Source organism: Azospirillum sp., assembly GCF_035628975.1.
Classification (GTDB): Bacteria; Pseudomonadota; Alphaproteobacteria; order Azospirillales; family Azospirillaceae; genus Azospirillum.
On record NZ_DASPIS010000023.1, the window covers coordinates 1 to 25573 of the forward strand.

A 25573-nucleotide genomic window follows, 5' to 3' on the forward strand; every position below is an offset into this window, starting at 1 on the left:
CCCTCCCCATCCCTCCCCCGCTTCGCGGGAGAGGGGGTAGGACGCTCGTCGGCGTGAACCGAATCGCGAAGCGGCGGAGTTCCCTCTCCCGCGGAGCGGGGGAGGGTTAGGGTGGGGGCACCGGGGCCGGCGCCCCTCAGATCACCCGCGCCTCGTTCTTCAGCTTGTCGACCAATGCGGCGACGTCCGGCACCTTGATGCCGGCCTGACGCTTGGCCGGCTCGGCGACCTTCACCGTCTTCAGCCCCGGCGTCACATCGACACTCAGGGCGTCCGGCGTGACCGTCTCCAGCGGCTTCTTCTTCGCCTTCATGATGTTGGGCAGCGAAGCATAACGCGGCTCGTTGAGGCGCAGGTCGGCGGTGACCACCGCCGGCAGCTTCAGCGACACGACCTCAAGCCCGCCGTCGATCTCGCGCGTCACCGCAACGGCATCGCCCGCCGGAGCGACCTTCGAGGCGAAAGTGCCCTGGCCCCAGCCGAGCAGGGCAGCGAGCATCTGGCCGGTCTGGTTGCAGTCATCGTCGATCGCCTGCTTGCCGAGGATGACGAGGCCGGGGGCTTCCTTCTCGACCAGGGCCTTGAGGACCTTGGCGACGGCCAGCGGTTCAGTGGTCACGTCGGTCTGCACCAGGATGGCGCGGTCGGCACCCATGGCGAGAGCGGTGCGTAGCGTTTCCTGCGCTTGCGCCGGGCCGATGGAGACGACGACGATCTCGGTCGCCTTGCCGGCCTCCTTCAGGCGCACCGCCTCTTCGACGGCGATCTCGTCGAAGGGGTTCATCGAGAACTTCACGTTGGACGTCTCGACGCCGGACTGATCGGTCTTCACCCGGATCTTGACGTTGTAGTCGACGACGCGCTTCACGGCGCAAAGGATCTTCATGGCGCGGGTCCCTTTGGAAATGGGCGGCGTGCAGGCATGGGAGGGCGATAGCCCCCTCCCCATCCCTCCCCCTCTTCGAGGGAGAGGGGGCAGGACGCTTGACGGCATGACGTGATTGGCAAGGCGGCGGAGTTCCCTCTCCCTCGATCGGACCGGCCTTCGGCCGGCCGAGAGCGGGGGAGGGTTAGGGAGGGGGCAAAGCGTCCCGCCCCTTACAGCCCTTCGGTCTGCTTGCGCAGGACGTATTTCTGGATCTTGCCCGTCGAGGTCTTCGGCAGCGGGCCGAACACCACCGTGCGCGGGCACTTGAAGTGGGCCATGTGGGCGCGGCAGAAGGCAATGATGTCGGCCTCGGTCGCGGTGGCGCCGTCCTTCAGCGTGACGAAGGCGCAGGGCGTCTCGCCCCACTTCTCGTCATGGCGGGCGACGACGGCGGCCTCCAGCACCTCGGGGTGCTTGTAGAGGACATCTTCCACTTCGATGGACGAGATGTTCTCGCCGCCGGAGATGATGATGTCCTTCGACCGGTCCTTGATCTCGACATAGCCGTCTTCATGCCAGACGGCGAGGTCGCCGGTGTGGAACCAGCCGCCGGCGAAGGCCTCTTCCGTCGCCTTGGGGTTCTTCAGGTAGCCCTTCATGACGTTGTTGCCGCGCATCATGATCTCGCCCATCGTGCGGCCGTCCTTCGGCACCGGCTCCAGCGTGAAGGGATCGGCGACGATCACCGCCTCCAGCATCGGGCCGCGGACGCCCTGGCGGGCCTTGATCGCCGCCTTCTCGTCCAGCGACAGGCCGTCCCAGCGGTCGTGCCAGACGCAGACCACGGTCGGGCCGTAGCATTCGGTCAGGCCGTAGACATGGGTGACTTCCCAGCCCATCCGCTCCATGCCGGCGATGACGGCGGCGGGCGGGGCGGCGCCGGCGACCATCACCTTCACCTTCTGCTCGATGCCCTGCTTCAGCTCGGCCGGCGCGTTGTTCAGCATGTTCAGAACGATGGGCGCGCCGCAGAAGTTGGTCACCCGCTCCTCGCGAATCAGCTTCAGCACCGCGTCCGGGCGGACCTGACGCAGGCAGATCGCGGTGCCGGCGGTGACCGCGATGGTCCAGGGGAAGCACCAGCCGTTGCAGTGGAACATCGGCAGCGTCCACAGATACACGGGCGCGTCGCCCATGTTCCAGGACAGCGCGTTCGACACCGCGTTCAGATAGGCGCCGCGGTGGTGATAGACGACGCCCTTCGGATTGCCGGTGGTGCCGGAGGTGTAGTTCAGCGCGATGGCCTGCCATTCGTCGGACGGCAGGGTCCAGGGATGTTCGGTCCCGACGTCGCTGATGAAGGCTTCGTAATCCCGGTCGCCGATCAGCTCGCCGCCGCTGTAGGTCGGATCGTCGATGTCCACCACCGGGATCGGCGCATCCAGCAGGGCCAGCGCCTTCTTCGCCACACCGGAGAACTCGCGGTCGACGATCAGGATCTTCGCTTCGCCATGCTTCAGGATGAAGGCGATGGCTTCGGCGTCCAGGCGGGTGTTGACGGCGTTCAGCACGGCGCCGGCCAGCGGCACGCCGAAATGCGCCTCGAACAGCTCGGGCGTGTTGGCGGCCAGCATGGCGACGGTGTCGCCGGTGCCGATCCCCAGGTTCGCCAGCGCCGCGGCCAGACGGCGCACGCGGACGAAGGTCTCGGCCCAGGTCCGGCGGACCGGGCCATGGACGACGGCCAGCCGGTCGGGCCACACGGAGGCGGCGCGCTCCAGGAAAGTCAGCGGCGTCAGCGCGACGAAATTGGCGGCGTTGCGCTCGAGGTCGCGTTCATACGGATTGGCGCGGACATCGGCTGCGGCGGCAGTTTCACTCATCGGACCGTTCTCCCCAGGGGTTCTTGTTGCGCGCCGACATTGGGCGCGGCGGTGTTGGAAACAGCCTGTACCAGATCAGCTTTGCGCAACTTTCTCAGGATTATGACCAATTGTTATTGGGGTTGTTGCTGCCCCAGGCAAGCGAGGCACCCCATTCACCGTAACCCGGATCGCCGCAGCCCAGATCACCGCAGCTCAGATCACCGCAGCCCAGTCACCGCAGCCAGGTCACGTCGCCGGCGAACAGGTATCCGGCACCGTAGACCGTCTTGATCAGCCGCGGGGCGCGGGGATCGTCCTCGATCTTCTTGCGGATGCGCGACACGCGGACGTCGATGCTGCGGTCATAGGGAAAATCGTCACGGTCCTGGTCGGGACCTTGCAGATGCTCGCGCGACAGCACGCGCTTGGGCGCCTTCAGCAAGGTCAGCAGCAGCGAGGCCTCCGCCGCGGTCAGGCTTTCCTGACGGCCGTCATCGGCGCTCAGCGTCAGGTTGCCGAGGTCGAAGACCCAATTGCCGAAGCGCGCCCGCGCGGTCTCCGCCGCGGCCGTGGCGCCGGCCAGCTGTTCGCGGCGGCGGATGGCGCTGTTGACGCGGGCGACCAGTTCCCGTGGCTCGAAGGGTTTCACGATGTAATCGTCGGCGCCCAGTTCCAGCCCCAGGATCCGGTCGGAGGTGCCGCCGCGCCCGGACAGGATGATCACGCCGAAGCGCACGTCCTCCCATAGCTCGCGAACCAGGGTCAGCCCGTCCATGTCCGGCAGGCCGAGATCGACTAGGCACAGGTCGGGGGCCTGGCGCTGGATCGCCGCCCGCGCCTCCCGCCCGCTGGGCCAGCAGGACACCTCGTAGCCGTATCCCTCCAGCACCTCTTTCACCAGCCGGCGGATGTCGGCCTCGTCCTCGACCAGATAAATGCGCTTCTTCTGCACCACGCGCGTTTCCCCTCGGCACTCGTCGCCCTGTATTTCCAGGTGCGTTCATTTGGTCCGATCATATCAGACCGGCGCGGGTTGGGCGGCGTGGCCGATGGCCGCCACCAGGTCCCGCTTGTCCCATGGCTTGCTCAGTATGACGGCATCGGCGGGGATATCGCCATACTCGACCGTGAATCCGCTGACCAGAACCACCCGCATGTCCGGCCGCAGCAACCGGGCGCGCCGCGCCAGCTCCACCCCCGACAGGCCGGGCATGACGATGTCGGAGACCAGCAGCGACAGCCCGTCGATCTGCTCCACCAGTTCCGCCGCCTCGTCGCCGCTCGCTGCCTCCACCACCGAGAATCCGAGGTCGACCAGCTGCTGGCGCATCACCTGCCGGACATCGTCATTGTCCTCCGCCACCAGCGCAAGCTGGCCGAACCAGCCGCTACCCAGGGGTTCGGCCGCCGCCGGTTCGGCATCGAGCAGGCGGGCCACCGGCTCGGCGCGCGGCAGCAGCAGGGTGACGGCGGTCCCCTCCCCCGGCCGGCTGTCGATGCGCAGATAGCCGCGCGACTGCTTGACGAAGCCGTAGACCATCGACAGCCCCAGCCCCGATCCCAGCGCCTTGGTGGTGAAGAAGGGCTCCACCGCGCGGGCCAGCGCCTCCGGCGTGAAGCCGGTGCCGGTGTCCGTGACGCGGATTTCCAGGTAATCGTCGGGGCGAACCGGCTCGTCGAAGGACAGGGTGTCCTCCACCCGGCGGATACCAACCGCGATGTCGAGCCGGCCGCCGTTGGGCATGGCGTCGCGCGCATTGATGGCGAGGTTGACCAGCGCGTTCTCCAACTGGGTCTGGTCGGCGATGGTCCAGCATTCCCGCCCCTCCTCCGGCACGCCGATGGCGATGGAACTGGGGAAGGAGCGGCGCAGCAGCACCGCCATGTCGCGCAGCAGGCCGCACAGTTCGATCGGCTCCGGCTTCAGCGGTTGCTGGCGGGAAAAGGCGAGCAGCCGGGCGGTGATGTCGGCGCCGCGGCGGCCGGCACGCTGGGCCGGCTCCAGATAGGCGTCCAATCCCTTGACCGCGGCGTAGCGCTCGCGCGCCGCCGCGAGGTTGCCGATGATGATCGACAACAGGTTGTTGAAGTCGTGCGCCAGCCCGCCCGACAGCTGGCCGACCGCCTTCAGGCGCTGCGCTTCCACCAGCTGGCGTTCGGTCTGCTTCTCGTCGGTGATGTCCAGCGTCAGCACGAACAGGCCGGTGACGGCGCCGCCCTCCACTCTCCCTTCGCTACGATGGCCCTCGCCGCGATGGGGAATCAGCGTGGTCTTGGTGACGATGTCGCGGCCGTCGCGCGGAAAGGCGTATTCGAAGGTCACCACCTCCCCCGACAAACAGCGGTCGAGATGGGGGCGCAGCACCGCCATGGCGCGCTGGCCGACGACCGCGGCAACGTCGCGGCCGATCACTTCGGCCTTGTCGCGGCCGACCAGTTCGCCCCAGCGCAGGTTGGCGAAGGTCAGCCGCCCGTCTCGGTCCAACCCGGCGATGCAGGCAGGGATCGCATCCAGGATCACGCGCTGGCGCGTCTCCGCCTCCGCCAGCGCCGCGGTGCGGTCGCGCACGCGGCTGTCCAGCGTGGCGACGGTGTCGCGCAGTTGTCGGACCATGCCGTCGAAGGCGGAGGCCAGCAGCCCGATCTCGTCGCCGCGGCGGATGCCGCTCTGCGCGCCGAGGTCGCCGGCCCGCACCTGCACCGCGGTGTCGGCCAGCCGGCGCAGCGGCCGGACCAGACGTCCGACGGCGATGTAGCCCAGCAGACTGCCCGCCGCCATCAGCGCCATGCCGATGGCGAGGATGCGGTTGCCCAGCACCACCGATGACCGCTGCAACTCGTCCACATAGACCGACGAGGCGATGTACCAGTCGAAGCCCTCGAAATGCCGGACCCAGCTGATCTTTTCGTAGGCATAGTTGCCGGGATCGTCGGGCTTGTCCCACAGGTAGGTCAGCGGTTCCCCCCTGGCCGCGGCGGCTTTCAGATCCTCGGCGATCGGGCGGCCGGTGGCCGAGTTCAGCCGGTCGCCGAACGACGTGCCCTCGATGTTCGAATTCGGGTGGATGATCATCCGGTTCGCCGAATCGAAGATGTAGAGATAGCCGGTGCGGGCGATGCGCAGCTTGCGCAGGGCCTGGCGCAAATCCTCGATGGCCTCAGCCTTGCGCCGCTCCACCTCGGCGTCGACATCGGCGAGATAGGCGCCGGTGCCGACGATGATGCCGCGCCTGGACAGATCCTTGAAGAAGCTGAGCTTCGGCGCCCGCTCGTCGCCGTTGGGGCGCCACCACGGATAGGTCTGAAAGCCCTCCCCCTCGCGCTTGGCGGTGGCGACGATGGTGGGCAGTATATGGCGGCCCAGATTGTCGCGCAGATCGTCGGACTTCCGCCCCTGATAATCCGGCGAGGGATGCGACAGGATCACCGAGTCGTAGCCGATGGCCCAGACATAATCCCCGTTGCCGTAGCGGAAGGCGTGCAGCCCCTCCATCGCCTCGCGCTGCGCCTGCTCCGCCGTGATCTCGCCCCGGTCGGCGCGGGCGTGGACATGCTCGATATAGCCGACGGCCAGCTCCAGCACGTCGCGCAGGCGGGTCTTGTAGGACTCCACCGTGGTGCTGCGCTGCTCCTCCAGCCCGCCGCGGATGCGGCTGACCAGTTCGAACACGTTGTCGAGGATGGTGCGGCTGGCGTCGCGTTCGATCTCGTAGGCCTTCTCCTCGATGAAGGGGACCGAGAAGACATAGGCCGCCGCCGAAAACAGCCCGAGCGAGATCAGGATCGCCGAAAACAGCCGAAGGAACAGGGGCGAGCGGATCATTTTCCGGACGGAGCGGCGGGATATGGGGATCGATATGGGGATCGAAGGGGGCTCCCCTCCATCATTCCAGCTTCGCTGTCCCGGCTCAATCCGAATCGGTGAAATTGTTACCGGAATTGCGCTGAAACAATTCGTCATATTTCCGGGAAATTTGCGAAACAGTGTTTTGTTAGCCGGAAAACCATAAGCCCACGAGAGGGTATCACCCAAGGCATAACAAGGACGTTTAGCGTCTGGAGGAAACATGCACTCCCCCGCGAACACTCCGGTTTACGAACGGGTCCGCCGGAACCCCAAATTCCAGGAACTGGTCCGCCAGCGCAGCCGGCTGGCGCTGATCCTGTCGGCCATCGTCCTGGTCGGCTACTACAGCTTCATGATGGTGGTGGCCTTCGCGCCGGACATGCTGCACAAGCCGATGTCCGACGACTCGGCCCTCAGCGTCGGCTTCCCCATCGGGGCGGCGATCATCATCCTGTCCTGGCTGCTGACCGGCGTCTATTCCCATTTCGCCAACGGCCGCTTCCAGGACCTGACCGACGAGATCACGCGGGAGACGCTGCAATGACCGCCCGCCGGATCCTCCTGACGGCGGCTGCCGCCACCCTGTTCGCCCTGCCGGCGCTGGCCGCCGGCGACGTCGGGCAGCTGGAAAAGCAGCCGGTCAACCTGTCCGCCATCGGCATGTTCCTGGCCTTCGTCGTGATGACGCTGGGCATCACCTACTGGGCGGCCAGCCGCACCCGCTCGACCTCCGACTTCTACACCGCGGGCGGCGGCATCACCGGCTTCCAGAACGGGCTGGCCATCGCCGGCGACTACATGTCGGCCGCGACGCTGCTGGGCCTGTCGAGCCTGGTCTTCGCCAAGGGCTATGACGGCTTCGTCTACACCATCAGCTTCTTCGTCGGCTGGCCGATCATCCTGTTCCTGCTGGCGGAGCGGCTGCGCAACCTGGGCCACTTCACCTTCGCCGACATCGCCTCATACCGGCTGGACCAGGGCAAGATCCGCACCTTCGCCGCCATCGGCTCGCTGACGGTGGTGTGCTTCTACCTGATCGTCCAGATGGTCGGCGCCGGCCAGCTGATCAAGCTGCTGTTCGGGCTGGACTACAACGTCGCCGTGATCGTGGTCGGCGTGCTGATGGTGGTCTACGTCACCTTCGGCGGCATGATCGCCACCACCTGGGTGCAGATCATCAAGGCGGTGCTTCTGCTGGGCGCCGGTGTGATCCTGGCCTTCCTCGCCCTGTCCCGCTTCGGCTTCAGCCTGGAGGCCATCGCCAAGAGCGCCATCGCCTCGCACAAGGACGGTGTGAAGATCATGGGGCCGGGCACGCTGCTGGCCGACCCGGTGTCGGCGGTGTCGCTGTCGCTGGGCCTGCTGTTCGGCACCGCGGCCCTGCCGCACATCATGATGCGCTTCTTCACCGTCCCCAACGCGCGCGAGGCCCGCAAGTCGGTCTTCTACGCGTCGGGCTTCATCGGCTTCTTCTTCCTGATCGTCTGCGTGCTGGGCATGGCGGCGATCACCATCGTCGGCACCGATCCGCAGTTCTTCGAAGGCGGCAAGGTCGGCGGCAAGCTGATCGGCGGCGGCAACATGCCGGTGATGCATCTGGCCAAGGCGCTGGGCGGCGACCTGTTCCTCGGCTTCCTGTCGGCGGTCGCCTTCGCCACCATCCTGGCGGTGGTGTCGGGCCTGGCGCTGGCCGGCGCCTCCGCCATCGCGCACGACCTCTACGCCCGCGTCATCCGCAAGGGGGAGGCGACGGAGCGCGAGGAGATGCGCGTGTCCAAGATCGCGTCGCTGGTCCTGGGCGTGCTGGCCGTCGTGCTGGGCATCGCGTTCGAGAAGCAGAACGTCGCCTTCCTGGTCGGCCTGACCTTCGGCGTCGCGGCGTCGGTGAACTTCCCGGTGCTGATCCTGTCGATGTACTGGAAGGGGCTGACCACCCGCGGCGCGCTGGCGGGCGGCATCGCCGGCCTGATTTCCGCGGTGACGCTGGTGATCCTGTCGAATGCGGTGTGGGTCGTGGTTCTGAACAACCCGAAGCCGATCTTCCCGTACGAGCAGCCGGCCCTGTTCTCGATGACGCTGGCCTTCATCGTCACGATCATCGTGTCGAAGCTGGACAGCAGCGCGTCCGCCCGTGCCGAGCGCGACGCCTTCGAGGACCAGTTCGTCCGCTCCCAGACCGGCATCGGCGCCGCGGCTGCGGCCAAGCACTGACGGTCTGATTTTCCAACGGAAAGCGCCCTTCCCCACCCCGGGGGAGGGCGCTTTTCTTTTGTCAGCCCGCCGACACGCTGTTGTCCTTGCGGCGCGACAGCTGCACCTGGCCGTCCAGGCATTTGACGTAGCCGGTCTTGCCCGGCTTCAGCCCATCGAGAATCGTCACCAGCGCCCGCGGGATCGCAGCGAACTCCTTGGAGCCGCGCGACTGGCCGTTGTAGACGGCGATGTGCTTGCGCAGGTCCTCCTTGGACACCGGCTTTCCGTCATTCCCGATCATCCCGTCCGCCTTTCGCTCCGTTCACCGGAGACAGGCTTACGCCGGCATTCCGCCAGCCGCAACCGGCTGGGCGACGCGGTCGGCGGGGAAGCGGACGGTGACGACGGTGCCGCAGCCCGGCTCGCTGTCGATGGACAGGCTGCCGCCATGCAGGGCCGTCAGGTCGCGGCAGATCGACAGGCCGAGCCCGGTACCGCCGAAGCGGCCGGGAATGCTGCTGTCGGCCTGCTGGAACGGCTCCAGGATGCGGGCCAGCGCGTCGGCGGGAATACCGATGCCGGTGTCGCGCACCGCGATGGCAAGTCCGCCGTTGGCCTCCAGCCCTGCCGTCACCGTCACCCGGCCGCCGCGCGGAGTGAACTTCACCGCGTTCGACAGCAGGTTCAGCAAGACCTGCCGCAGGGCACGCTCATCGGCCAGCAGCCTGGGCAGACCGGGGGAGCAATCAACCGCCACCGCCACCCCGCCGGCATCGGCTGGGACCGCGGCCAGCGCCCGGCAGGTCTCGATCGCGTCGGCCGGCTCCAGCCAGCTTTCGTCCAGCGTATAGCGCCCGGCCTCCAGCTTCGACATGTCCAGCACGTCGTTGATGAGGTCCAGAAGATGGCGCCCGCTGTTCTGCACATGGCGCGCATAGTCGTGGTAGCGCGGACTGCCCAGCGGTCCGAACAACTCGTGCAGCATGATGTCCGAGAAGCCGATGATGGCGTTCAGCGGGGTGCGCAGCTCGTGGCTCATGGTCGCCAGGAAGGCGCTCTTGGCGCGGTTGGCGGACTCCGCCTGATCGAGCGCGGCGGCGAGCCGTTCCGCCGCCTCCACCCGTTCGGTGATGTCGCGCGCCTCCACCACCAGCACGGTCACGGCGCCCCGGTCGTCGAAGACCGGCTTGATCGTCACATCCATCACCCGGTTGACGCCGTCGGCGATCACGTCGGTCTCATAGCGGACGAGTCGGCCGGACGCCGCCTTTCCGATCGATTGGCGGAAGGACTCGGCCAGTTCGCCGGTCCGGGCCCAGCCGCGGAACTCCCAGGCGCGGCGCCCGATCAGTGCCTCCGCCGGCAACCCGGCCAGGGCGCAGGCCGGCCGGTTCAAGGCCAGCACCCGCCCGTCGGGGGACAGCAACCCCATGATCTGGAAACTGCTGTCGAACAACGCCTGCGACCGGCGTTCGCTTGACCGCAGCGCCTGGGTCGTCGTCTCCAGCCGGCCGAGCTGCCGCAAGGCCAGCAAGGCCAGGAGCGTGACCACCACCGACACCGCGGCGGTTTCCAGGACGCGTTTCCAGCGGTCGGCATACCAGCCGGCCAGCACATCGTCGGCGCTGATGCGGACATAGACGTAGAGCGGCAAGTCCGCCACGCGACGGACCGTGCCGATGCGATCACGCCCTTCCGACGGATCGAAACCGGACAGAGTCTTCGCGCTTTCCCCGCCGGAGAGGCGCGGCAGGACGGAGGCGAAGACGGCACGGTCGTTGTCCAGAAGCTCGCTCGGCCGCGAATAGGCCAGGACCACACCGTCCTCGCCATACAGCAGAATGATGCTGCGCGGGCCGATGTCCTGCGTGGCGTAGAGCCGGGCGAAACGGTCGAGGTCGAGCACTGCCACGGCCACGCCGCTGCCGTTGGCAAGCGGCCGGACAAGGGCGGCGCGCCAGCCCCCGCCGGGCTCCCGGTAAGGGCCGGCGAAGGCAACCGATCCGGTGCGCGCCGCCTCGGCCGGCGGGGTTCCGGCAAGGGAGGTTTGGGCATCCAGCCCTGCAGCCTCCCTGACCCGCCCATCCGGCTCCACCACCAGCAGGCTGCGCAGCGCCAGACCCGGACCAGCCTCCGTCCCTGAGAATGCAGCAGTGTCAGCCAGCAGATGGGCGGGGATCCGCCCGTCTTCGGCAATTGCATAGAGAGCGCGGCTGGCAACGACGAGGATGCGGCGGGCATCCTCCTCCAGCAGGCGTGACAGGTTGGCGGTCTGCCGCAGGCCGTCCTGAAGCGCCCGGTCGCGCGCACGCTCCAGATCGGCGTAGGCCACCAGCCAGAAGCCGGCGATAACCGCCGCGAGCAGGCCGATGCGCATGCCGGCCACCGGCGACAGGGACAACGCGCCTGATCGCAACTGCCGCCACCATCCGCGCGCGGCGCCGGCCGGTTCGGAGAAATCCGTCAAAGGCAAGAGTCCGCCGCGGCTGAATTCCAGAGAACGTCAAGCCGGTTCGGCCGGACGCGGCAAACTGTAGCATGCCCTACCGGGTGATTTCACGTTCGCACACTCCTGATGCGGGTGGGAACTTGTGAAGAGGCGGGCGACACTGGAATGCCGGTGCGGGGAAAGTTTGGCTCGACAAAGCCAGCGGCTCGCGCTTCTCTGCCCCTCAACCATGGGGAGGAGGATCCGGGCCGGCATGCTTGAGGATTACGTCAACAGCCCGCTTCTGGGGCTTATGCTGTTCCAACTCGCCATCGTCTGGCCAATGGCACGCATCCTGCGCCGGGCAGGCTTCTCGCCCTTGTGGGCGTTGTTCGCACTGCTGCCGCTGGGTCATGTGGTCGCGATCGGCGTCATGGCGCACAGCCGCTGGCCGGTGTTGCCGGTGCGCGAAGCCCGCAAGGTCAAGGCGCGGAGGACGGCATGACGGACACCATCATCCATCTGGGCTTCTGGGAACTGCTGATCGGCTCGATCGTCACGACCTATACGCTGATCGCCGGCGGCTGGGTGCTGGCGAAGGCCGGACGCAGCCCGCTGTGGATCCTGCTGCTGCTGTTCCCGTACCTGAACGTGGTCGCCGTCTGGGTCTTCGCCTATATGCGCTGGCCCTTCGTCGACCGCCCCTCCAGCACGAGTGTGCCGGACGGCGAGCGCTGAGCGCCTGCCGGTGTTGAACGGCCGGCAGGATCAAGCCGGCAGGATCAGGCCGTACGGTCGTCCTCGATCAGGCGGACGATCACGTCGACACGGGCGACGCGGGTGCCGGCCGGGGCGGTGGGCAGGTTCTGCACCACCAGGCGGTCGGCCGGGATATCCTCGAGCCGGCCGGTGGATTCGACGAAGAAATGATGATGGTCGCTGGTGTTGGTGTCGAAATAGGACTTGCCGGCCTCCACCACCACCTCGCGCAGCAGACCGGCGGAGGTGAACTGGTTCAGCGTGTTGTAGACGGTCGCCAGCGACACCGGCAGGTCGGCGGCCAGCGCCTCGCCATGCAGCTGTTCCGCGGTGACGTGCCGGTCGCAGCCTTCGAACAGCAGCCGGGCAAGGCCGAGGCGCTGGCGGGTCGGGCGCAGCCCGGCGCCGTTCAGCCGGTCGAGGGCTCGCTTGAATGGGCGTTCGGCGGTCATCATGGGCGCGGCACCCGTACGGTCGACACAGGGGCGGACACGAAGGTCCAGGACAGGACCGCGGCACTAGGCCGCAGACCGTTCAACTGTAAAACCATTCGGAAAGGCGGCGCAAGTTATTGTCGCACCGACGTCAACCTAGCAGGCGTCAACCGAAGAGGCGCCAGCCGGATCGCTCCAATGCAAAGGCCGCCGGCAGTCACCCGCCGGCGGCCCTGTCGGTCCGGGATCGTGGCCGGTCAGTAACCGGTGGCGATCCGCTCCACGAGCTGCTTCACCGTCGGGATGAAGCCGTCATTGTAGTAGGGATCGCTGGCGAAGCGGTAGGCGTTGTGCCCCGCGAACATCAGCTGGTTCTCACAGTCGTCGGTGTGGCTGACCGCCTGAAGCGTCTTCTGGATGCAGAAGGAGCGCGGATCGGCGCGCTTGCCCGTCGTCCCTTCCTCGTTCTGCGCCCAGTTGGAGAAGCCGCAGGCCGACAGGCAGCCCATGCAGTCGACCTGATCGTGCAGGATCTTTTCCGACTGCTGGGGGGTGACGAAGACCAGCGTGCTGTCCGGCGTCTTCAACGCGGTGGTGAAGCCCTGGGACAGCCAGCCTTCGGCGCGCTGCTTGTCGCTTTCGGTCACGTAGACCGGGCGGCCGCGCGGACCGACCGGGAATTCGGCCGAATGCTCGCCCACCGGCTTGGACAGATAGGCGATCTGGCGCTCCGACCGGGCCATCAGGTCCAGCAGGAAGGGGTTCTTCACCGCCGACGAATAGAAGCCGGTGGGAGAGAAGCGGTTCAGGAAGACGTCGCCCGCCTGCAGCGCGACCAGCTTGCGCTTCCACGCCATGGAGATCGGGCTCTCCTGGGTCAGCAGCGGACGGGTGCCGAACTGGAAGGCGATCGGCCCCAGGTCCGGGTTGTCGATCCAGTCCTCCCACTCCGACAGCCACCAGACGCCGCCCGCCATCACGATGGGGGTGTCGTTCAGGCCGAAGCTGTTCATCATCTGGCGCAGGGCCAGGACGCGGGGGAACGGATCCTCCGGCTTCTGCGGGTCTTCGGAGTTGGACAGGCCGTTGTGGCCACCGGCCAGCCACGGATCCTCGTAGACCACGCCGCCCAGATGTTCGCGGAACTTGTGGTAGGCGCGCAGCCACAGCGCACGGAAGGCGCGGGCCGACGACACGATCGGGTAGTAATGGACGCCGTAGCGCACCGCGATCTCGGCAACCTTGTAAGGCATGCCGGCGCCGCAGGTGACGCCGTGGATCAGGCCCTGCGAGCCTTCCAGCACGCCGTGCAGGATGTGCTCCGCTCCGCCCATTTCCCACAGGACGTTCATGTGGATGCGGCCTTGGCCGTTCGACGTCTCGTGTGCGATGCGCGCCTGGGCGATGCCGCCCTCGATGCCGAAGGCGATCAGCTCGTTGTGGCGCTCGCGCCGGGTCTTGCCCTTGTAGATCTGCGGCAGAAGGTTGCCGTTCTCATCGTAGCTGTCGGCGTTGACACCCGAAAAGGTGCCAATCCCGCCGGCTGCCGCCCAGGCGCCGGAGCTTTCGCCGTTGGAAACGGCAATACCCTTGCCACCCTCGACGAGCGGCAAAACCTCCCGGCCGGACATCTGCAACGGCTTCAACGCCTTCAACGAACCCTCCAAAGACCGAACGTGGCGCCCTTCGGGACACCGGATCAAAAGCGGCGGACAACCAGACGACGAAAAGCTCCGCCGGAATCCACGTGGGTTCCGGCGGGATCGCCAACGCGGTTCTATATATGAGGAATTGGCCCGCCCTACGAGCGGATTCAGCCCCTCGCGCAAAAAACGTTCACGATTTGCCGCAGTTGCGAACGGAAGCGTCAGCGTGTCGACCGTTCCTCCGGCACATCGTCAGGCATGCCCGTGAGACATGCCCCCAAGACTGCACCGTCAGGCATCCGCACCCAACTCCCGCGCCAGACGGCCCGGTGCGTCGGTGAAGACTGCGGATACCCCCCAGCCGAACAGCGTTCGCGCCCGGTCGGCGTCGTTGACGGTATAGCTCAGCACCGGCCGTCCGGTGGCGCGGTATTCCGCCACACTGTCGGCCGTCTGGCGCTTCTGGTCGACATTCAGGGTCGCCGCCCCAATGCGGTCGGCGATGGCCGCCCAGTCGGCAGGCGGATCCCACAGCAGGTAGCCGCGGGGAATTTCCGGCCACAAGCGCTGCGCAACCTCCAGGCAGGGGACCTCGAAGCTGGACAGCAGAAGCGGCCGGTCGGACGGCCAAAGCGGACGCAGGGTGTTCAGCGCCACCTCCGCCGTTATCTCCTCCTGCCCCGGATAGGGCTTGATCTCCAGGTTCAGGCCGAGGCCGAGGTCGCGGATCAGCGCCACCGCCTCTTCCAGCGTCGGCACCTGTTCTCCGACGAAGCCGGCATCGAACCAGCGCCCGGCGTCGAGCTGCCGGAGGTCCGCCAGATCCATGAGCGGCACCGGGCCGGTGCCGGTGGTGGTGCGGTCCAGCGTGTCGTCGTGGATCAGCACCGGGCGCTGGTCGCGGGTCAGCATGACATCCACCTCCACCCAGCGGGCGCCCTGGCGGGCGGCCTCCCGGATCGAAGCGAGCGTGTTTTCCGGCGCATTTTCCTTGGCGCCGCGATGGCCGATCAGGCGGGGAAGAGTCGACAGCATGGGTCTCGCAGGAGTAAGAGCGGTCGCTTTCCTACATGACCCATTCCGTCGAGACGGGAAAGAGCGATGAAGGCCCTGCACAGCGTTTCCGATCTGGTGGCCGCCGGGCTGATGACGCCGGAGGCGGGCGACGCCGTGCGTACGGTCGCCGACCGCTATGCCGTGGCGCTGACCCCGTACCTGCGGGAGACGCTGGCCGGACGTACGGATCCGCAGGACCCGCTCTATGCGCAGTACGTCCCCTCCCCTGCCGAGGCGTACAGCACGCCGGAAGAGCTGGAAGACCCCATCGGCGACGTGGCGCGCAGCCCGGTGAAGGGCATCGTCCACCGCTACCCCGACCGGGTGCTGCTGAAGCCGCTGCATGCCTGCGCCGTCTATTGCCGCTTCTGCTTCCGCCGCGAGATGGTGGGTCCGGGTGGCGAGGCGCTGACCGCCGACGAGTTGGACGCCGCCCTCGCCTATATCCGCGACCATCAGGAGGTGTGGGAGGTCGTCATCACCGGCGGCGATCCGCTGCTGCTGTCGCCGCGCCGGCTGCGCGGGATCGTCCAGGCACTGTCGGCCATACCCCATGTCGGGGTCGTCCGCCTGCACAGCCGCATCCCCGCCGCCGATCCCGACCGGGTCACGCCCGAACTGGTCGAAGCGCTGACCGCCCCCGACCTCGCCACCTGGGTCGCCGTCCACATCAACCATGCCGACGAGTTGACCCCGCCGGTGCGCGCCGCTCTCGCCCGATTGGTTGAAGCCGGCATCCCCCTGGTCGGCCAGACCGTTCTGCTCAAGGGCATCAACGACAGCCACGCGGCACTGGAGGCCCTGTTCCGCGGGATGGTGCGCAACCGGGTGAAGCCCTATTACCTGCACCACCCCGACCTTGCCGCCGGCACCAGCCATTTCCGCCCGACCCTGGCGGAGGGGCAGGCGCTGGTGACCGGCCTGCGGGGGCGGCTGTCCGGCCTGTGCCAGCCGACTTATGTCCTCGACATCCCCGGCGGCCACGGCAAGGCCCCCGCCGCCCCGGCCTGGATCGAAGAACAGGGCGAGGGCAGCTATCGCGTGACCGACTTCACCGGCCGGGTTCACGACTACCGCGGCTGAGCGTCCGCTCTCAGATCGGCTCCGCCCCCAACGCCGCGGCCCAATGGGCGACACGCGCCTTTACGGCAGCGGCGCGGGCGAAGGCAAGCTCCTCGTCCTCCAACCGCTCGACGATCTCAAAGGTCAGCGAATCGGCGCCATGGGCGTTCCATGCCGCCTGCAGGCTGCGGTGCGGACAGCCGCCCATCTTCAGCTGGAACCAAAGCCGGTTCTGGATCTTGTCGAGATCGGGCGCGCCGCCCACCCACACCGCACCGGCAGCCCCACAGCGGACGGCGAACACGCCGGTCACGCTCTTGCGCTCCTTGTAGGCCGCCACCGCCGCCTTGCGACCCTCTTTGCCAACCATGTCCACCCTCACCGCATGCATCATCGCTCCCGAGTGGTTATACCCGGGTGATATTCGGCGCAAGGTTTTTATCCGGGTATTATCCCAAGAGGGCCGGGGTGCCGAACAGCGGATCGGGATTGATCAGGGCGTTGTGGATGCCGACGACCGACGCGAAGCCGGTCCACAGAATCAGCGGCGTCCAGATCAGCGCGATGCTGCGGTCGTCCCGCGCCACCAGCGCGATGCAGATGGACGTGATGATGAAGAAGGACACCGTCCAGGCCGCGGCGAGGATAGAGCTGCCCAGCGTGAAGTAGACGAGGCTGAAGGTGGCGTAGATTACCCAGGTCACCGCCTGAAGCCCGATCAGCAGGCCGCGGTCGCGGATTCGCCGCGCCGGGTTCAGCAGGCGGATGTCGCCCCAGATCTGGAAGACGTTCAGCGTGAACCACATCACCGGAAACGCCCATCCCGGCGGCTGCAGCGGCGATGGCTGGTGCCCGGCGAAGGGCTGGCCGCCACGCTCGACGAAGCCCCAGGCATTGACGATGACCCAGAACAGCAGCGGTTGCCACCAGCGAACCCGGAAGGGGGCGGGCGGTGGCGCGGTGTATGTGGCGTGGCTCATGCCCCGCGAGATAGCGCGCGGCGCCTTATGGTCAAGTCAGCGCCCTTTCAGCGCCGCGCCCCCAGCGAGGCCAGCTGGAACAGCACGCGGGCGCACAGGGTCTCGTCCGGCATGTTGGTGCGCTTGCAGTCGGCTTCGGCGTCGACCAGCCGCTCCAGCGCCTGGCGGACATGGCCGGGCGACCAGTGGCGGGCCTGTCTGACCAGCCGGGTCTTCAGCTTGAAGAAGACCGGCGGGCGCAGCGACTCGACAGCCGCCTCCGGCGACTTGCCGGCGGCGACCTGGGCGCAGAGCAGCTGCAGGCGCTGGAAATGGCGCTGGGCACCGCGCAGGATCGGCACCGGCGAGGTCCCCTCGGCGAACAGCCGCGCCAGCGAGCGGTCGAGCGTCGCAAAGTCGCCCTCCGCCGCCGCCCATACCGGCTCGTCCATCGACAGGGCGGCGCTGTCGCCGATGCAAGCCTGGGCATCCTCCAGCCGCACGCGCTTCGCGTCTCCCATATAGAGCGCCAGCTTCTCCGCCTCGCCGCGGGCGACCATCCGGTCGCCGACGAGGTTGGCTGCCAGGAAGCTCAGCGCGTCGGGATCGGCGGTCAGGCTATGGCCGTGCAGGATTTCGGCAATGACCCGGCCGAGCGATGCCTCCTCCTCCACATAGCAGGGAATGGCGGCGGCGCCGTCGGCGCCTTCGAACAGAAGCCGCAGCTTGGAGCGGGCCGAGAGGTCGCCCGACTCGACCACCACGAGGCTGTCGCCCGGCGGCGGGTTTTCGAGCAAGGCGGTGAAGGCGGCCGTGCTGTTGTCCTCGGCATCACGGACGCGGATCAGGCGCCGGCCGCCGGTGAAGGAGATCGCCGCAGCCTCGTCGGCCAGCCGCACCGGATCGTCGGCCAGCGCGCGGCCCAGGAATTCGGCAACCCGGAAGGGATCGGACAGGTCCGGCACCACCGTCTTGCCCAGCGTCTGAGCACGGTCGCGCACGAGGCCCGAATCGGGGCCATAAAGCAGCACCGCCCGGACCTTGGGGTCCGGGCTGCGCAGGAAACCATCGATCGCCTTGGGCTGAAGCTTCACCCGAACACCTCCCGCCGGTCAGGACCCGCGGCCGAGATGCATGGCGACGCGGGTGGTGATGTCGTTGGAGATGTCCTCGAGCGCCCGGTCATAGGCATTCTGCACCGTCACGATGGCGGCGTAGTGCTGCTCCAGCGTGTTGTAGCTGATCATCGACCGCGAGCTGGACTGGAACACCACCTGCCCTGTCTGGGTGTCGGTCAGGCGGTAGGGCGCGTTGACCAGCAGCTGGGCGCGCACCGCGGTGGCATCCTTCTGCAGGGCCAGCTTCTGCTCCGACGCCGACAGCGCCACGTCCAGCCGGTAGCGCGGATTGCTCGGCCGCTCCGACGGATAGAAGTTGTCGATCAGCAGGTTGCGGAGCTTCTGCCCTTCCCGGTCGGGGATCGACGCGATGTCGACCTCCATCAGCCGGTCCGCCGCCGCGGCTCCGACGCCCTTGCCGCCATAAAGCGGCTGGAAACCGCATCCCGACAGGGACACGGCGGACAGGCCGAGCGCGAGGGCGAACAGCCCCCGCGCAACGGTCTGCCGGATCGGGCTCCGGCGGAACGGGCCCCGTGGGAACGATCTGGGATCAGACGACGACATTGATCACCCGGTTCGGGACGACGATGACCTTGCGGGCCGGCTTGCCGTCCATGGCACGCTGGACGTTGGCATCGGCCAGCGCCGCCTGCTCGGCCGCATCCTTGTCCATGTCGCGCGGCAGTTCCAGCGTGGCGCGCAGCTTGCCGTTGACCTGGACCGCGACCTTGACGCTGTCCTCCACCACCAGGGCGGGGTCGGCCTCCGGCCAGGGCTGGTCGGCCAGCAGCGTGGTGTGACCCAGCTGGGCCCACAGCTCTTCGCCCAGATGCGGCATCATCGGACCGACGAGACGGACCAGCGACTCGAAGCCCTCGCGCAGGACCCAGGCCTCGCCCTCGCCCTTGCCGTCCAATTCGCCGAGCGCGTTGGACAGCTCGCGGACGCGGGCGACCGCCTTGTTGAAGCGGAACTTGTCGAGATCCTCCGACACGCCGGCGATGGTCTTGTGGACCAGACGGCGGACCGCCTCGGCCTTCGGGCCGAGCGACTCGGGGCTAGGCGTGCCGGCGGCGGGCAGTTCCACCGGCGCCTCGGTCACCATCCGCCACAGGCGGTTGATGTAGCGCCAGGCGCCGTCGATGCCGGCCTCGGTCCATTCCAGATCGCGTTCCGGCGGGCTGTCGGACAGCATGAACAGGCGGGCGGCGTCGGCGCCGTAGGTGCCGATGATGTGTGCCGGGTCCACCACGTTCTTCTTGGACTTCGACATCTTCTCGACGCGGCCGACATTGACCGGCGCACCGCTGTCGGCCCGGACCCACTCGCCCTTGTCGTTCCTGGTCAGGTCCGTCGGGGCCAGCCAGGCGCCGGTGCCGGCATCCTTGTAGGTCTCGTGGTTGACCATGCCCTGGGTGAACAGGCCGGTGAACGGCTCGTCCAGGTTCAGGTAGCCGCAGGTCTTCAGCGCGCGCGTCCAGAAGCGGCTGTAGAGCAGGTGCAGGACCGCATGCTCGATGCCGCCGATATACTGGTCGACGCCCAGCCAGTAATCGACGGACTCGCGGGTGAATGCCGCATCCTCGGACTTCGGCGAGCAGAAGCGGGCGAAATACCAGGACGACTCGATGAAGGTGTCGAAGGTGTCCGTCTCGCGCAGCGCCGGCTTGCCGCAGGTCGGGCAGCTGGTGTGCTTCCAGGTCGGGTGGTGGGCCAGCGGGTTGCCGGGCTTGTCGAAGGTCACGTCCTCCGGCAGCACGACCGGCAGCTGGTCGTCCGGAACCGGGACGATGCCGCAAGATTCGCAGTGGATGACCGGGATCGGGCAGCCCCAATAGCGCTGGCGCGACACGCCCCAGTCGCGCAGGCGGTACTGGGTGGTACGCTCGCCCTGGCCCGCCGCCTCCAGCCGCTTGCCCGCCTCCTCCTTTGCCGACTCGGTGTCGAGTCCGTCCAGGAAGGTGGAGTTCCGCAGCACGCCGGGGCCGGTGTAGGCCTCGGTCCCGACCTCGAACGCGGCCGGGTCGGCATCGGCCGGGATCACCACCGGACGGACCGGCAGGTTGTACTTGCGGGCGAAATCCAGGTCGCGCTGGTCATGCGCCGGGCAGGCGAAGATCGCGCCCGTGCCGTATTCCATCAGCACGAAGTTGGCGACATAGACCGGCAGCTCCCACGACGAATCGAAGGGATGCACGACCTTCAGGCCGGTGTCGAAGCCGCGCTTCTCCGCCGTCTCGATCGCTTCCTCGCTGGTGCCCAGCCGGTTGCACTCGGCGATGAACTCGGCCAGTTCCGGGCTGGACGCGGCCAGTTCGGCCGCCAGCGGGTGATTCGGGGAAATCGCGGCGAAGGAGGCGCCGAACAGCGTGTCCGGACGGGTGGTGAAGACCTCCAGCTCGTCCTCGCGCCCCTTGATGTGGAAGCGGAAACGGACGCCGGTGGACTTGCCGATCCAGTTCTCCTGCATGATGCGGACGCGCTCGGGCCAGCGGTCCAGCGTCTCCAGGCCCTTCAGCAGGTCTTCGGCATAGGCGGTGATCTTCAGGAACCACTGCGACAGCTTGCGCTTTTCCACCAGCGCGCCGGTGCGCCAGCCGCGGCCGTCGATCACCTGCTCGTTGGCGAGAACGGTGTTGTCCACCGGGTCCCAGTTCACCCAGGATTCCTTGCGGTAGGCCAGGCCCGCCTTCAGGAAATCCAGGAACATCTTCTGCTCGTGGCGGTAATACTCCACGTCGCAGGTGGCGATCTCGCGGTCCCAGTCGATGGACAGGCCCATCGTCTTCAGCTGCCCGCGCATGGTCGCGATGTTCTCGCGCGTCCAGGCGGCGGGGTGGACCTTCTTTTCCAGCGCGGCGTTCTCGGCCGGCAGGCCGAAGGCGTCCCAGCCCATCGGGTGCAGGACGTTGAAGCCCTTGGCGCGCTTGAAGCGCGCGATCACGTCGCCGATGGTGTAGTTGCGGACGTGGCCCATGTGGATGCGCCCCGACGGATAGGGGAACATCTCCAGCACATAGTATTTGGGCCGGGAGGCGTCCTCGCGCGCGGTGAAACAGCCCTTGCCGTCCCACACGCCCTGCCACTTCGCCTCGGTTTCCTTGACATTATAACGCGACATGAGCGCGACGCCGTTTTCCGTTGTACCAGATGCTCGAAGACTTGCCCGACAGCCGGGCCGGCCTTGAGGACCGCCTTGAGGACCGCCTCGGGCGGGCCGCCGCGTCAGCGGGCGGCGGCGTTCTGCGACACGCGAAGCTGCCGGGCGCGGGTCAGCACCGCATCCTCCAGCTGGCCGGCGGTCTCCGGACCGACGTTGATGTCGCGCCAGTCGTTGCCCGTCCGCTGCTGCTTGAACACCGAAACCCGGACGCCGTCGGCCCGCAGCTGGCGGTCCATGATGTAGAGGTTGACCTTGAAGCGCTCGTTCGGCGAATCGGGCGGGGTGTACCAGTCGGTCAGGATCACGCCGCCGAACGGATCGGCCGAGGCGATCGGCATGAAGGAGAGCGTGTCGAGCGAGGCGCGCCACAGGAAGCTGTTGACGCCGATGCCGCCGGCACTGTCCTGGTCGCCGCCGCGCTTGTTCTTGCCGAACAGGTTCAGGCCGCCGTCGGTGCCGAGCAGGCTGCCGAACTTGTAGTCCTTGTTCTTCATCTGCTCTTCGACGGTTTCGGTCTTGCCGCCCCAGCTTGCGCAGCCGGCGATCGAAACGGAAGCCGCGAGCAGTACAGGGACAAGGCGAAGGGCGGTCGAACGGCGCATGGTCGGGAACCCGGTTCAGAAAAGGGGTTGCCGCGCGCGAGTCACGCGCGGAATGCCGGTGAACAGACCATAAGTGGACGGCCCCACGCAACACCGGATGCGTCTTTGCCCCGCCCCGCCATAACAGGACGACAACAGTCCGCCCCTGCCCTGCTCGACTGTGGCGGGCAGGCCGGAGCCCCCCTTCTTAGTGTGCTCCGTGCGACACACTGTCCCCCCAATGCAGCAATCGCGGAGATTTGCCGCTTGCTGGCAAGGCCGGGGGTGCGTACGAAAGTCTCAGCCAGGACGTCAACCAGGCTGAAACATCTGCTGCCAGGATGGAGGCAACAATCATGAACCGTTATCTGCTGGCCGGCGCTGCCGCCGCTGCTCTCGCTCTCGGTGCTGGCGCTGCCAACGCCCAGGCCAAGTTCGAAGTCAAGGTCGGCGGCGACGCCTACTTCGAAGCCGGCTACGTCGATCAGGATCGCGACTCCGGCCTGCGTTCGACCGAATTCCGCAACCGCATGCGCATCAACATCATCCCGTCCGCCAAGGCCGACAACGGCCTGGAGTACGGTGCGCGCCTGCGTTTCCGTGCCAACGCTGGTACGGGCAACGCCCGCACCACCGACGCTGACCGCGCCTATATCTTCGCGCAGGGCACCTTCGGTCAGGTCCGCCTGGGTGTGACCAACTCGTACAACGACGAGACCTATGTCACCGCTCCGCAGGACTACCTGCCGCTCGGCATCTATGACGGCGTGACGTCCTGGATCGGTGGCGGTGCCACTGGCGGCACCGCGGGCTTGGGCGTTGCCGGTGCGGACATCTCCGGCGGTCTGGCTTCTCTGAACGGCAGCCTGCTGTCGCAGTCGCTGGTCGTCGAGAACAACGCGACGAAGATCGTCTACTTCTCGCCGCGCTTCGCCGGCCTGCAGGTGGGCGCCAGCTACACCCCGCGCAACGACAGCTCGCATACCGACGTCAATCGGGTGAAACCGGTTGGCAGCACCAACGTCTTCACCGATCTGGTGGAAGTTGGCGCCAACTACAACAACACCTTCGGTGGTGTGACGGTCAAGGCCAGCGCCGGTTACTTCTGGGGCCAGGCCAGCGACAACACCGTCGGCACCAACATCAAGAACCTGAACGCTTGGCAGGCCGGCGCGCAGGTCGGCTACGCCGGCTTCAGCCTCGGCGGCAGCTACGTCGACTACGGCAAGTCGGGCCAGAACGAGGCCATTGGTGTTGACACCGAGAACGCCCGTATGTGGGTTGTCGGCGCTCAGTACACCACCGGCCCGATCGTTGTCGGCGCCAACTACAAGACCGGCAAGGACGCTGGCTTCACCAACGTTTCCGGTGACCGCGAGCTGGAGGTCTACGAGATCGGTGTTGGTTACACCGTTGCTCCGGGCCTGACCTTGCAGGCTCAGTACGACCACTTCAAGGCTGACTCGGACGTTGCCCGTCTCAGCGACGAAGGCGATGTCGTGCTGGTCCGCTCGATCCTGGCGTTCTAATCGGTCTTCCGATCAGACGTCCGGCAACGGACAAGAAGGGCGGTGGCTTCGGCCACCGCCTTTTTTCTTGCGCATTTTCCAGGCAACCTGCCCAAAATCAGGGCTGCGAATGTGCGAAAAATTTGGCACACACTAATTTCCATTATATATCAACGACTTAGTTGTGTGCTTTTGTTGCAACTGTGTTGCGGACGTGTGGAAGCGCTGCAGTTTGCCTCTTGCCGGCCGAAACAGCGCACGGTTAAGTCTTAGATACAAAGACAACCGCCCGCTCCCGCTCCAACGGGGCGTACGCACAAGGATGGACAATCCATGAAGCGCTCTCTCGTCATCGGCTGCGCCGCCGTTGCCCTCGCCGCCGGCTGCGGCACCGCCTCGGCCCAGTCCAAGTCCAAGTTCGACATCCTGATGGGCGGCGACGCCTTCTTCCAGGGCGCCTACGTCGACCAGGACAACGACAACGGCCTGCGCAAGACCGAGTTCGCCAACCGCTTCCGTCTGACCATCACTCCGACGGCCAAGGCCGACAACGGTCTGGAATACGGCGCCCGCCTGCGTCTGCGCGCCGCCAGCGGCACCAGCAACGTCCGCACCACCGACGCCGACCGCGCGTTCATCTTCGTGAACGGCACCTTCGGTTCGGTGCAGGCCGGCGTGACCAACGGCCCGTCGGACGACTGGGGCGTCATCGGTCCGAACGTCGACGGCATCTCGGGCAGCCCGGACGGCTTCTACGCCAACTACTACGGCGTCACCTCGCTGCCGTACGTGACCGGTTCGCTGCGCACGCTGGAGTCGGGCGACGCCAGCACCAAGATCGTCTACACCACCCCGAGCTTCGCCGGCTTCAAGCTGTCCGCTGCCTACACGCCGACCTACGGCAGCAGCAACACCAACGTCGAGCGCCGCAAGAACGTCACCTACAACGACATGGGTGAAATCCAGGCCGGCTATAAGGGTGAGTTCGGCGGCTTCGGCGTGGAGGCAAGCGTCGCCTACCAGTTCGCCGAAGCTCCGTCGGGCTTCGAGGATCTGTCGTCGGTCCACACCGGCGCGACCCTGACCTACGGCGCCTTCGCCATCGGCGGCAGCTATGCCTTCAGCGGCGACAGCGGCTATGCCAAGGGCCACCGCGGCGTCGACGACAACCAGATCTGGCTGGTCGGTGCCCAGTACACCCTGGGTCCGGTCATCCTGGCCGCCACCTACACCGACGCCAAGGGCGCCAATGTCGGTACCGGCGCCGCCACCGCGGCCGATTATGCCCGCGCCCACATCTACCAGGCCGGCGTGACCTACACCGTCGCCCCGGGCCTGACCACGGGCCTGGAGTACAGCTACGTCGACAACAAGTCGGGCGGCGTGAACAACGACGCCAACATCGTTCTGTGGGACACCCGCTTCTCCTTCTAAGGGACGGGCTTCCTGGCAGCAAACGCGAGGGCGGCGGAGAAATCCGCCGCCTCTTTTTATGTCCGCTGCCTTTTTATGTCTGCTCCGGCGGACTTTTTCATGTGCGCAGCCCGGACGGCGAGGCTCCGCAACATGATGGCCATTCGATCGAAGCAGAGATTCCGGTTCGTCCAGATCTCGCCGTCTTCGACGGCCGATCGTCCGCTCCTCACCAAGTTGACTACCTCTTTCGAGTGATATTGCGGTGATAATCGATCAAGTCACCATTGGACCGGGAGCAGTTACTTAGCATCCGAAGGGACATGATCCGGGATTCCGTGTTTTCCGCGCAACTGTGACTGGAATGCGAAAACTGTCCGTCTCTTTGCCGCTTGCCGGTCTGATGGGTGCGGGATTAAGTCATGGGGTACAAAGACACCGCTGGCACCCCGGGATCGCAGTCAGGACCGCCGGGATGCATGCACCAAGGATGACATCCATGAAGCGTTCTCTCGTCATCGGCTGCGCTGCTGTTGCCCTCGCCGCCGGCTGCGGCACCGCCTCGGCCCAGTCGAAGTTCGACATCATGCTGGGTGGCGACGCCTACTTCCAGGGCGCCTACGTCGACCAGGACATCGACACCGGCCTGCGCCAGACCGAGTTCGCCAAC

The 25573-nt window shown here is 67.0% G+C and carries 22 protein-coding genes; 7 read left to right on the top strand and 15 right to left on the bottom strand.

Going from position 1 to position 25573, the window contains the following annotated elements; all coding sequences use genetic code 11:
- Positions 1 to 136: 136 nt before the first annotated feature.
- From VD964_RS04815 to VD964_RS04830, 4 genes are all read right to left on the bottom strand, one after another.
- Positions 137 to 886 carry an electron transfer flavoprotein subunit beta/FixA family protein gene (locus VD964_RS04815; RefSeq protein WP_324866119.1) on the bottom strand — a complete coding sequence of 250 codons (750 nt, stop codon included), beginning with the start codon at positions 884 to 886 and terminating at the stop codon, positions 137 to 139.
- 212 nt (positions 887 to 1098) lie between these two features.
- On the bottom strand, positions 1099 to 2751 hold the full coding sequence (locus VD964_RS04820; RefSeq protein ID WP_324866121.1) for an acyl-CoA synthetase: 1653 nt from the start codon (positions 2749 to 2751) through the stop codon (positions 1099 to 1101).
- Positions 2752 to 2965: 214 nt separating this feature from the next.
- A complete protein-coding gene (locus VD964_RS04825; RefSeq protein ID WP_324866123.1) occupies positions 2966 to 3688 on the bottom strand; it encodes a response regulator transcription factor in 723 nt (240 codons plus the stop codon).
- 63 nt (positions 3689 to 3751) lie between these two features.
- Complete coding sequence (locus tag VD964_RS04830) at positions 3752 to 6556, bottom strand: cache domain-containing protein (protein WP_324866125.1); 2805 nt, start codon at positions 6554 to 6556, stop codon at positions 3752 to 3754.
- 244 nt (positions 6557 to 6800) lie between these two features.
- On the opposite strand from VD964_RS04830, the gene VD964_RS04835 reads away from it, so the two are divergent.
- Together VD964_RS04835 and VD964_RS04840 are read left to right on the top strand one after the other, a co-directional pair.
- Positions 6801 to 7124: a DUF485 domain-containing protein gene (locus VD964_RS04835; protein WP_324866127.1), complete on the top strand. Its 324-nt coding sequence runs from the start codon at positions 6801 to 6803 to the stop codon at positions 7122 to 7124.
- Positions 7121 to 8791, top strand: a complete 1671-nt coding sequence (locus VD964_RS04840; protein WP_149227662.1) for a cation acetate symporter — start codon at positions 7121 to 7123, stop codon at positions 8789 to 8791. The genes VD964_RS04835 and VD964_RS04840 overlap by 4 nt, the downstream gene beginning before the upstream one ends.
- Positions 8792 to 8852: 61 nt before the next feature.
- Here the strand turns inward: VD964_RS04840 and VD964_RS04845 are convergent, their stop codons facing one another.
- Entirely contained in the window at positions 8853 to 9074 is a 222-nt protein-coding gene (locus VD964_RS04845; RefSeq protein WP_310118976.1) for a hypothetical protein, read from the bottom strand.
- A gap of 36 nt (positions 9075 to 9110) precedes the next feature.
- The gene (locus tag VD964_RS04850) at positions 9111 to 11240 is read right to left on the bottom strand and encodes a sensor histidine kinase (RefSeq protein ID WP_324866132.1); all 2130 of its coding nucleotides are present in this window, start codon (positions 11238 to 11240) and stop codon (positions 9111 to 9113) included.
- Between the two features lie 235 nt (positions 11241 to 11475).
- On the opposite strand from VD964_RS04850, the gene VD964_RS04855 reads away from it, so the two are divergent.
- Complete coding sequence (locus VD964_RS04855) at positions 11476 to 11706, top strand: hypothetical protein (RefSeq protein WP_194911213.1); 231 nt, start codon at positions 11476 to 11478, stop codon at positions 11704 to 11706.
- Positions 11703 to 11939, top strand: coding sequence for a hypothetical protein (locus VD964_RS04860; RefSeq protein ID WP_324866137.1), 237 nt, complete (start codon positions 11703 to 11705; stop codon positions 11937 to 11939). The genes VD964_RS04855 and VD964_RS04860 overlap by 4 nt, the downstream gene beginning before the upstream one ends.
- A gap of 44 nt (positions 11940 to 11983) precedes the next feature.
- Here the strand turns inward: VD964_RS04860 and irrA are convergent, their stop codons facing one another.
- The 3 genes from irrA to VD964_RS04875 all read right to left on the bottom strand — a co-directional run bounded on the left by irrA (position 11984) and on the right by VD964_RS04875 (position 15075).
- A complete protein-coding gene (irrA, locus tag VD964_RS04865; RefSeq protein WP_324866139.1) occupies positions 11984 to 12415 on the bottom strand; it encodes an iron response transcriptional regulator IrrA in 432 nt (143 codons plus the stop codon).
- Positions 12416 to 12651: 236 nt separating this feature from the next.
- Positions 12652 to 14049 (bottom strand): NAD(P)H-dependent flavin oxidoreductase, encoded by a 1398-nt coding sequence (locus tag VD964_RS04870; RefSeq protein WP_188092561.1) that lies wholly within the window; start codon positions 14047 to 14049, stop codon positions 12652 to 12654.
- Between the two features lie 282 nt (positions 14050 to 14331).
- Entirely contained in the window at positions 14332 to 15075 is a 744-nt protein-coding gene (locus tag VD964_RS04875) for a glycerophosphoryl diester phosphodiesterase (protein WP_324866142.1), read from the bottom strand.
- 66 nt (positions 15076 to 15141) lie between these two features.
- Between VD964_RS04875 and VD964_RS04880 the strand changes: the two genes are divergently transcribed.
- Positions 15142 to 16179, top strand: coding sequence for a lysine-2,3-aminomutase-like protein (locus tag VD964_RS04880; protein WP_324866144.1), 1038 nt, complete (start codon positions 15142 to 15144; stop codon positions 16177 to 16179).
- A 10-nt stretch (positions 16180 to 16189) separates the two neighbouring features.
- Here the strand turns inward: VD964_RS04880 and VD964_RS04885 are convergent, their stop codons facing one another.
- From VD964_RS04885 to VD964_RS04910, 6 genes are all read right to left on the bottom strand, one after another.
- Positions 16190 to 16528 carry a GIY-YIG nuclease family protein gene (locus VD964_RS04885; protein ID WP_324866146.1) on the bottom strand — a complete coding sequence of 113 codons (339 nt, stop codon included), beginning with the start codon at positions 16526 to 16528 and terminating at the stop codon, positions 16190 to 16192.
- A gap of 79 nt (positions 16529 to 16607) precedes the next feature.
- Positions 16608 to 17138, bottom strand: coding sequence for a TspO/MBR family protein (locus tag VD964_RS04890; RefSeq protein WP_324866148.1), 531 nt, complete (start codon positions 17136 to 17138; stop codon positions 16608 to 16610).
- 47 nt (positions 17139 to 17185) lie between these two features.
- Positions 17186 to 18211: a DNA polymerase III subunit delta gene (gene holA, locus VD964_RS04895; RefSeq protein ID WP_324866150.1), complete on the bottom strand. Its 1026-nt coding sequence runs from the start codon at positions 18209 to 18211 to the stop codon at positions 17186 to 17188.
- Between the two features lie 18 nt (positions 18212 to 18229).
- Positions 18230 to 18694, bottom strand: coding sequence for an LPS assembly lipoprotein LptE (lptE, locus tag VD964_RS04900; protein WP_324866152.1), 465 nt, complete (start codon positions 18692 to 18694; stop codon positions 18230 to 18232).
- 94 nt (positions 18695 to 18788) lie between these two features.
- On the bottom strand, positions 18789 to 21359 hold the full coding sequence (leuS, locus tag VD964_RS04905) for a leucine--tRNA ligase (protein WP_324866154.1): 2571 nt from the start codon (positions 21357 to 21359) through the stop codon (positions 18789 to 18791).
- Positions 21360 to 21463: 104 nt separating this feature from the next.
- Positions 21464 to 22003 carry a DUF3576 domain-containing protein gene (locus VD964_RS04910; protein ID WP_149227686.1) on the bottom strand — a complete coding sequence of 180 codons (540 nt, stop codon included), beginning with the start codon at positions 22001 to 22003 and terminating at the stop codon, positions 21464 to 21466.
- A gap of 335 nt (positions 22004 to 22338) precedes the next feature.
- Between VD964_RS04910 and VD964_RS04915 the strand changes: the two genes are divergently transcribed.
- Positions 22339 to 23511 (top strand): porin, encoded by a 1173-nt coding sequence (locus tag VD964_RS04915; protein WP_324866157.1) that lies wholly within the window; start codon positions 22339 to 22341, stop codon positions 23509 to 23511.
- Between the two features lie 312 nt (positions 23512 to 23823).
- Entirely contained in the window at positions 23824 to 24924 is a 1101-nt protein-coding gene (locus VD964_RS04920) for a porin (protein WP_324866158.1), read from the top strand.
- Positions 24925 to 25573: the final 649 nt, after the last annotated feature.

What these genes read in the sequence shown, in the direction of transcription:
- irrA (WP_324866139.1), bottom strand. Translation starts at nt 12,415, where the DNA reads ATGATGACCGCCGAACGCCCATTCAAGCGAGCCCTCGACCGGCTGAAC.
- VD964_RS04840 (WP_149227662.1), top strand. Translation starts at nt 7,121, where the DNA reads ATGACCGCCCGCCGGATCCTCCTGACGGCGGCTGCCGCCACCCTGTTC.
- VD964_RS04845 (WP_310118976.1), bottom strand. Translation starts at nt 9,074, where the DNA reads ATGATCGGGAATGACGGAAAGCCGGTGTCCAAGGAGGACCTGCGCAAG.
- VD964_RS04835 (WP_324866127.1), top strand. Translation starts at nt 6,801, where the DNA reads ATGCACTCCCCCGCGAACACTCCGGTTTACGAACGGGTCCGCCGGAAC.
- VD964_RS04880 (WP_324866144.1), top strand. Translation starts at nt 15,142, where the DNA reads ATGAAGGCCCTGCACAGCGTTTCCGATCTGGTGGCCGCCGGGCTGATG.
- VD964_RS04875 (WP_324866142.1), bottom strand. Translation starts at nt 15,075, where the DNA reads ATGCTGTCGACTCTTCCCCGCCTGATCGGCCATCGCGGCGCCAAGGAA.
- VD964_RS04915 (WP_324866157.1), top strand. Translation starts at nt 22,339, where the DNA reads ATGAACCGTTATCTGCTGGCCGGCGCTGCCGCCGCTGCTCTCGCTCTC.
- VD964_RS04920 (WP_324866158.1), top strand. Translation starts at nt 23,824, where the DNA reads ATGAAGCGCTCTCTCGTCATCGGCTGCGCCGCCGTTGCCCTCGCCGCC.
- VD964_RS04885 (WP_324866146.1), bottom strand. Translation starts at nt 16,528, where the DNA reads ATGGTTGGCAAAGAGGGTCGCAAGGCGGCGGTGGCGGCCTACAAGGAG.
- VD964_RS04855 (WP_194911213.1), top strand. Translation starts at nt 11,476, where the DNA reads ATGCTTGAGGATTACGTCAACAGCCCGCTTCTGGGGCTTATGCTGTTC.
- VD964_RS04830 (WP_324866125.1), bottom strand. Translation starts at nt 6,556, where the DNA reads ATGATCCGCTCGCCCCTGTTCCTTCGGCTGTTTTCGGCGATCCTGATC.
- VD964_RS04815 (WP_324866119.1), bottom strand. Translation starts at nt 886, where the DNA reads ATGAAGATCCTTTGCGCCGTGAAGCGCGTCGTCGACTACAACGTCAAG.
- VD964_RS04820 (WP_324866121.1), bottom strand. Translation starts at nt 2,751, where the DNA reads ATGAGTGAAACTGCCGCCGCAGCCGATGTCCGCGCCAATCCGTATGAA.
- VD964_RS04890 (WP_324866148.1), bottom strand. Translation starts at nt 17,138, where the DNA reads ATGAGCCACGCCACATACACCGCGCCACCGCCCGCCCCCTTCCGGGTT.
- VD964_RS04910 (WP_149227686.1), bottom strand. Translation starts at nt 22,003, where the DNA reads ATGCGCCGTTCGACCGCCCTTCGCCTTGTCCCTGTACTGCTCGCGGCT.
- VD964_RS04860 (WP_324866137.1), top strand. Translation starts at nt 11,703, where the DNA reads ATGACGGACACCATCATCCATCTGGGCTTCTGGGAACTGCTGATCGGC.
- leuS (WP_324866154.1), bottom strand. Translation starts at nt 21,359, where the DNA reads ATGTCGCGTTATAATGTCAAGGAAACCGAGGCGAAGTGGCAGGGCGTG.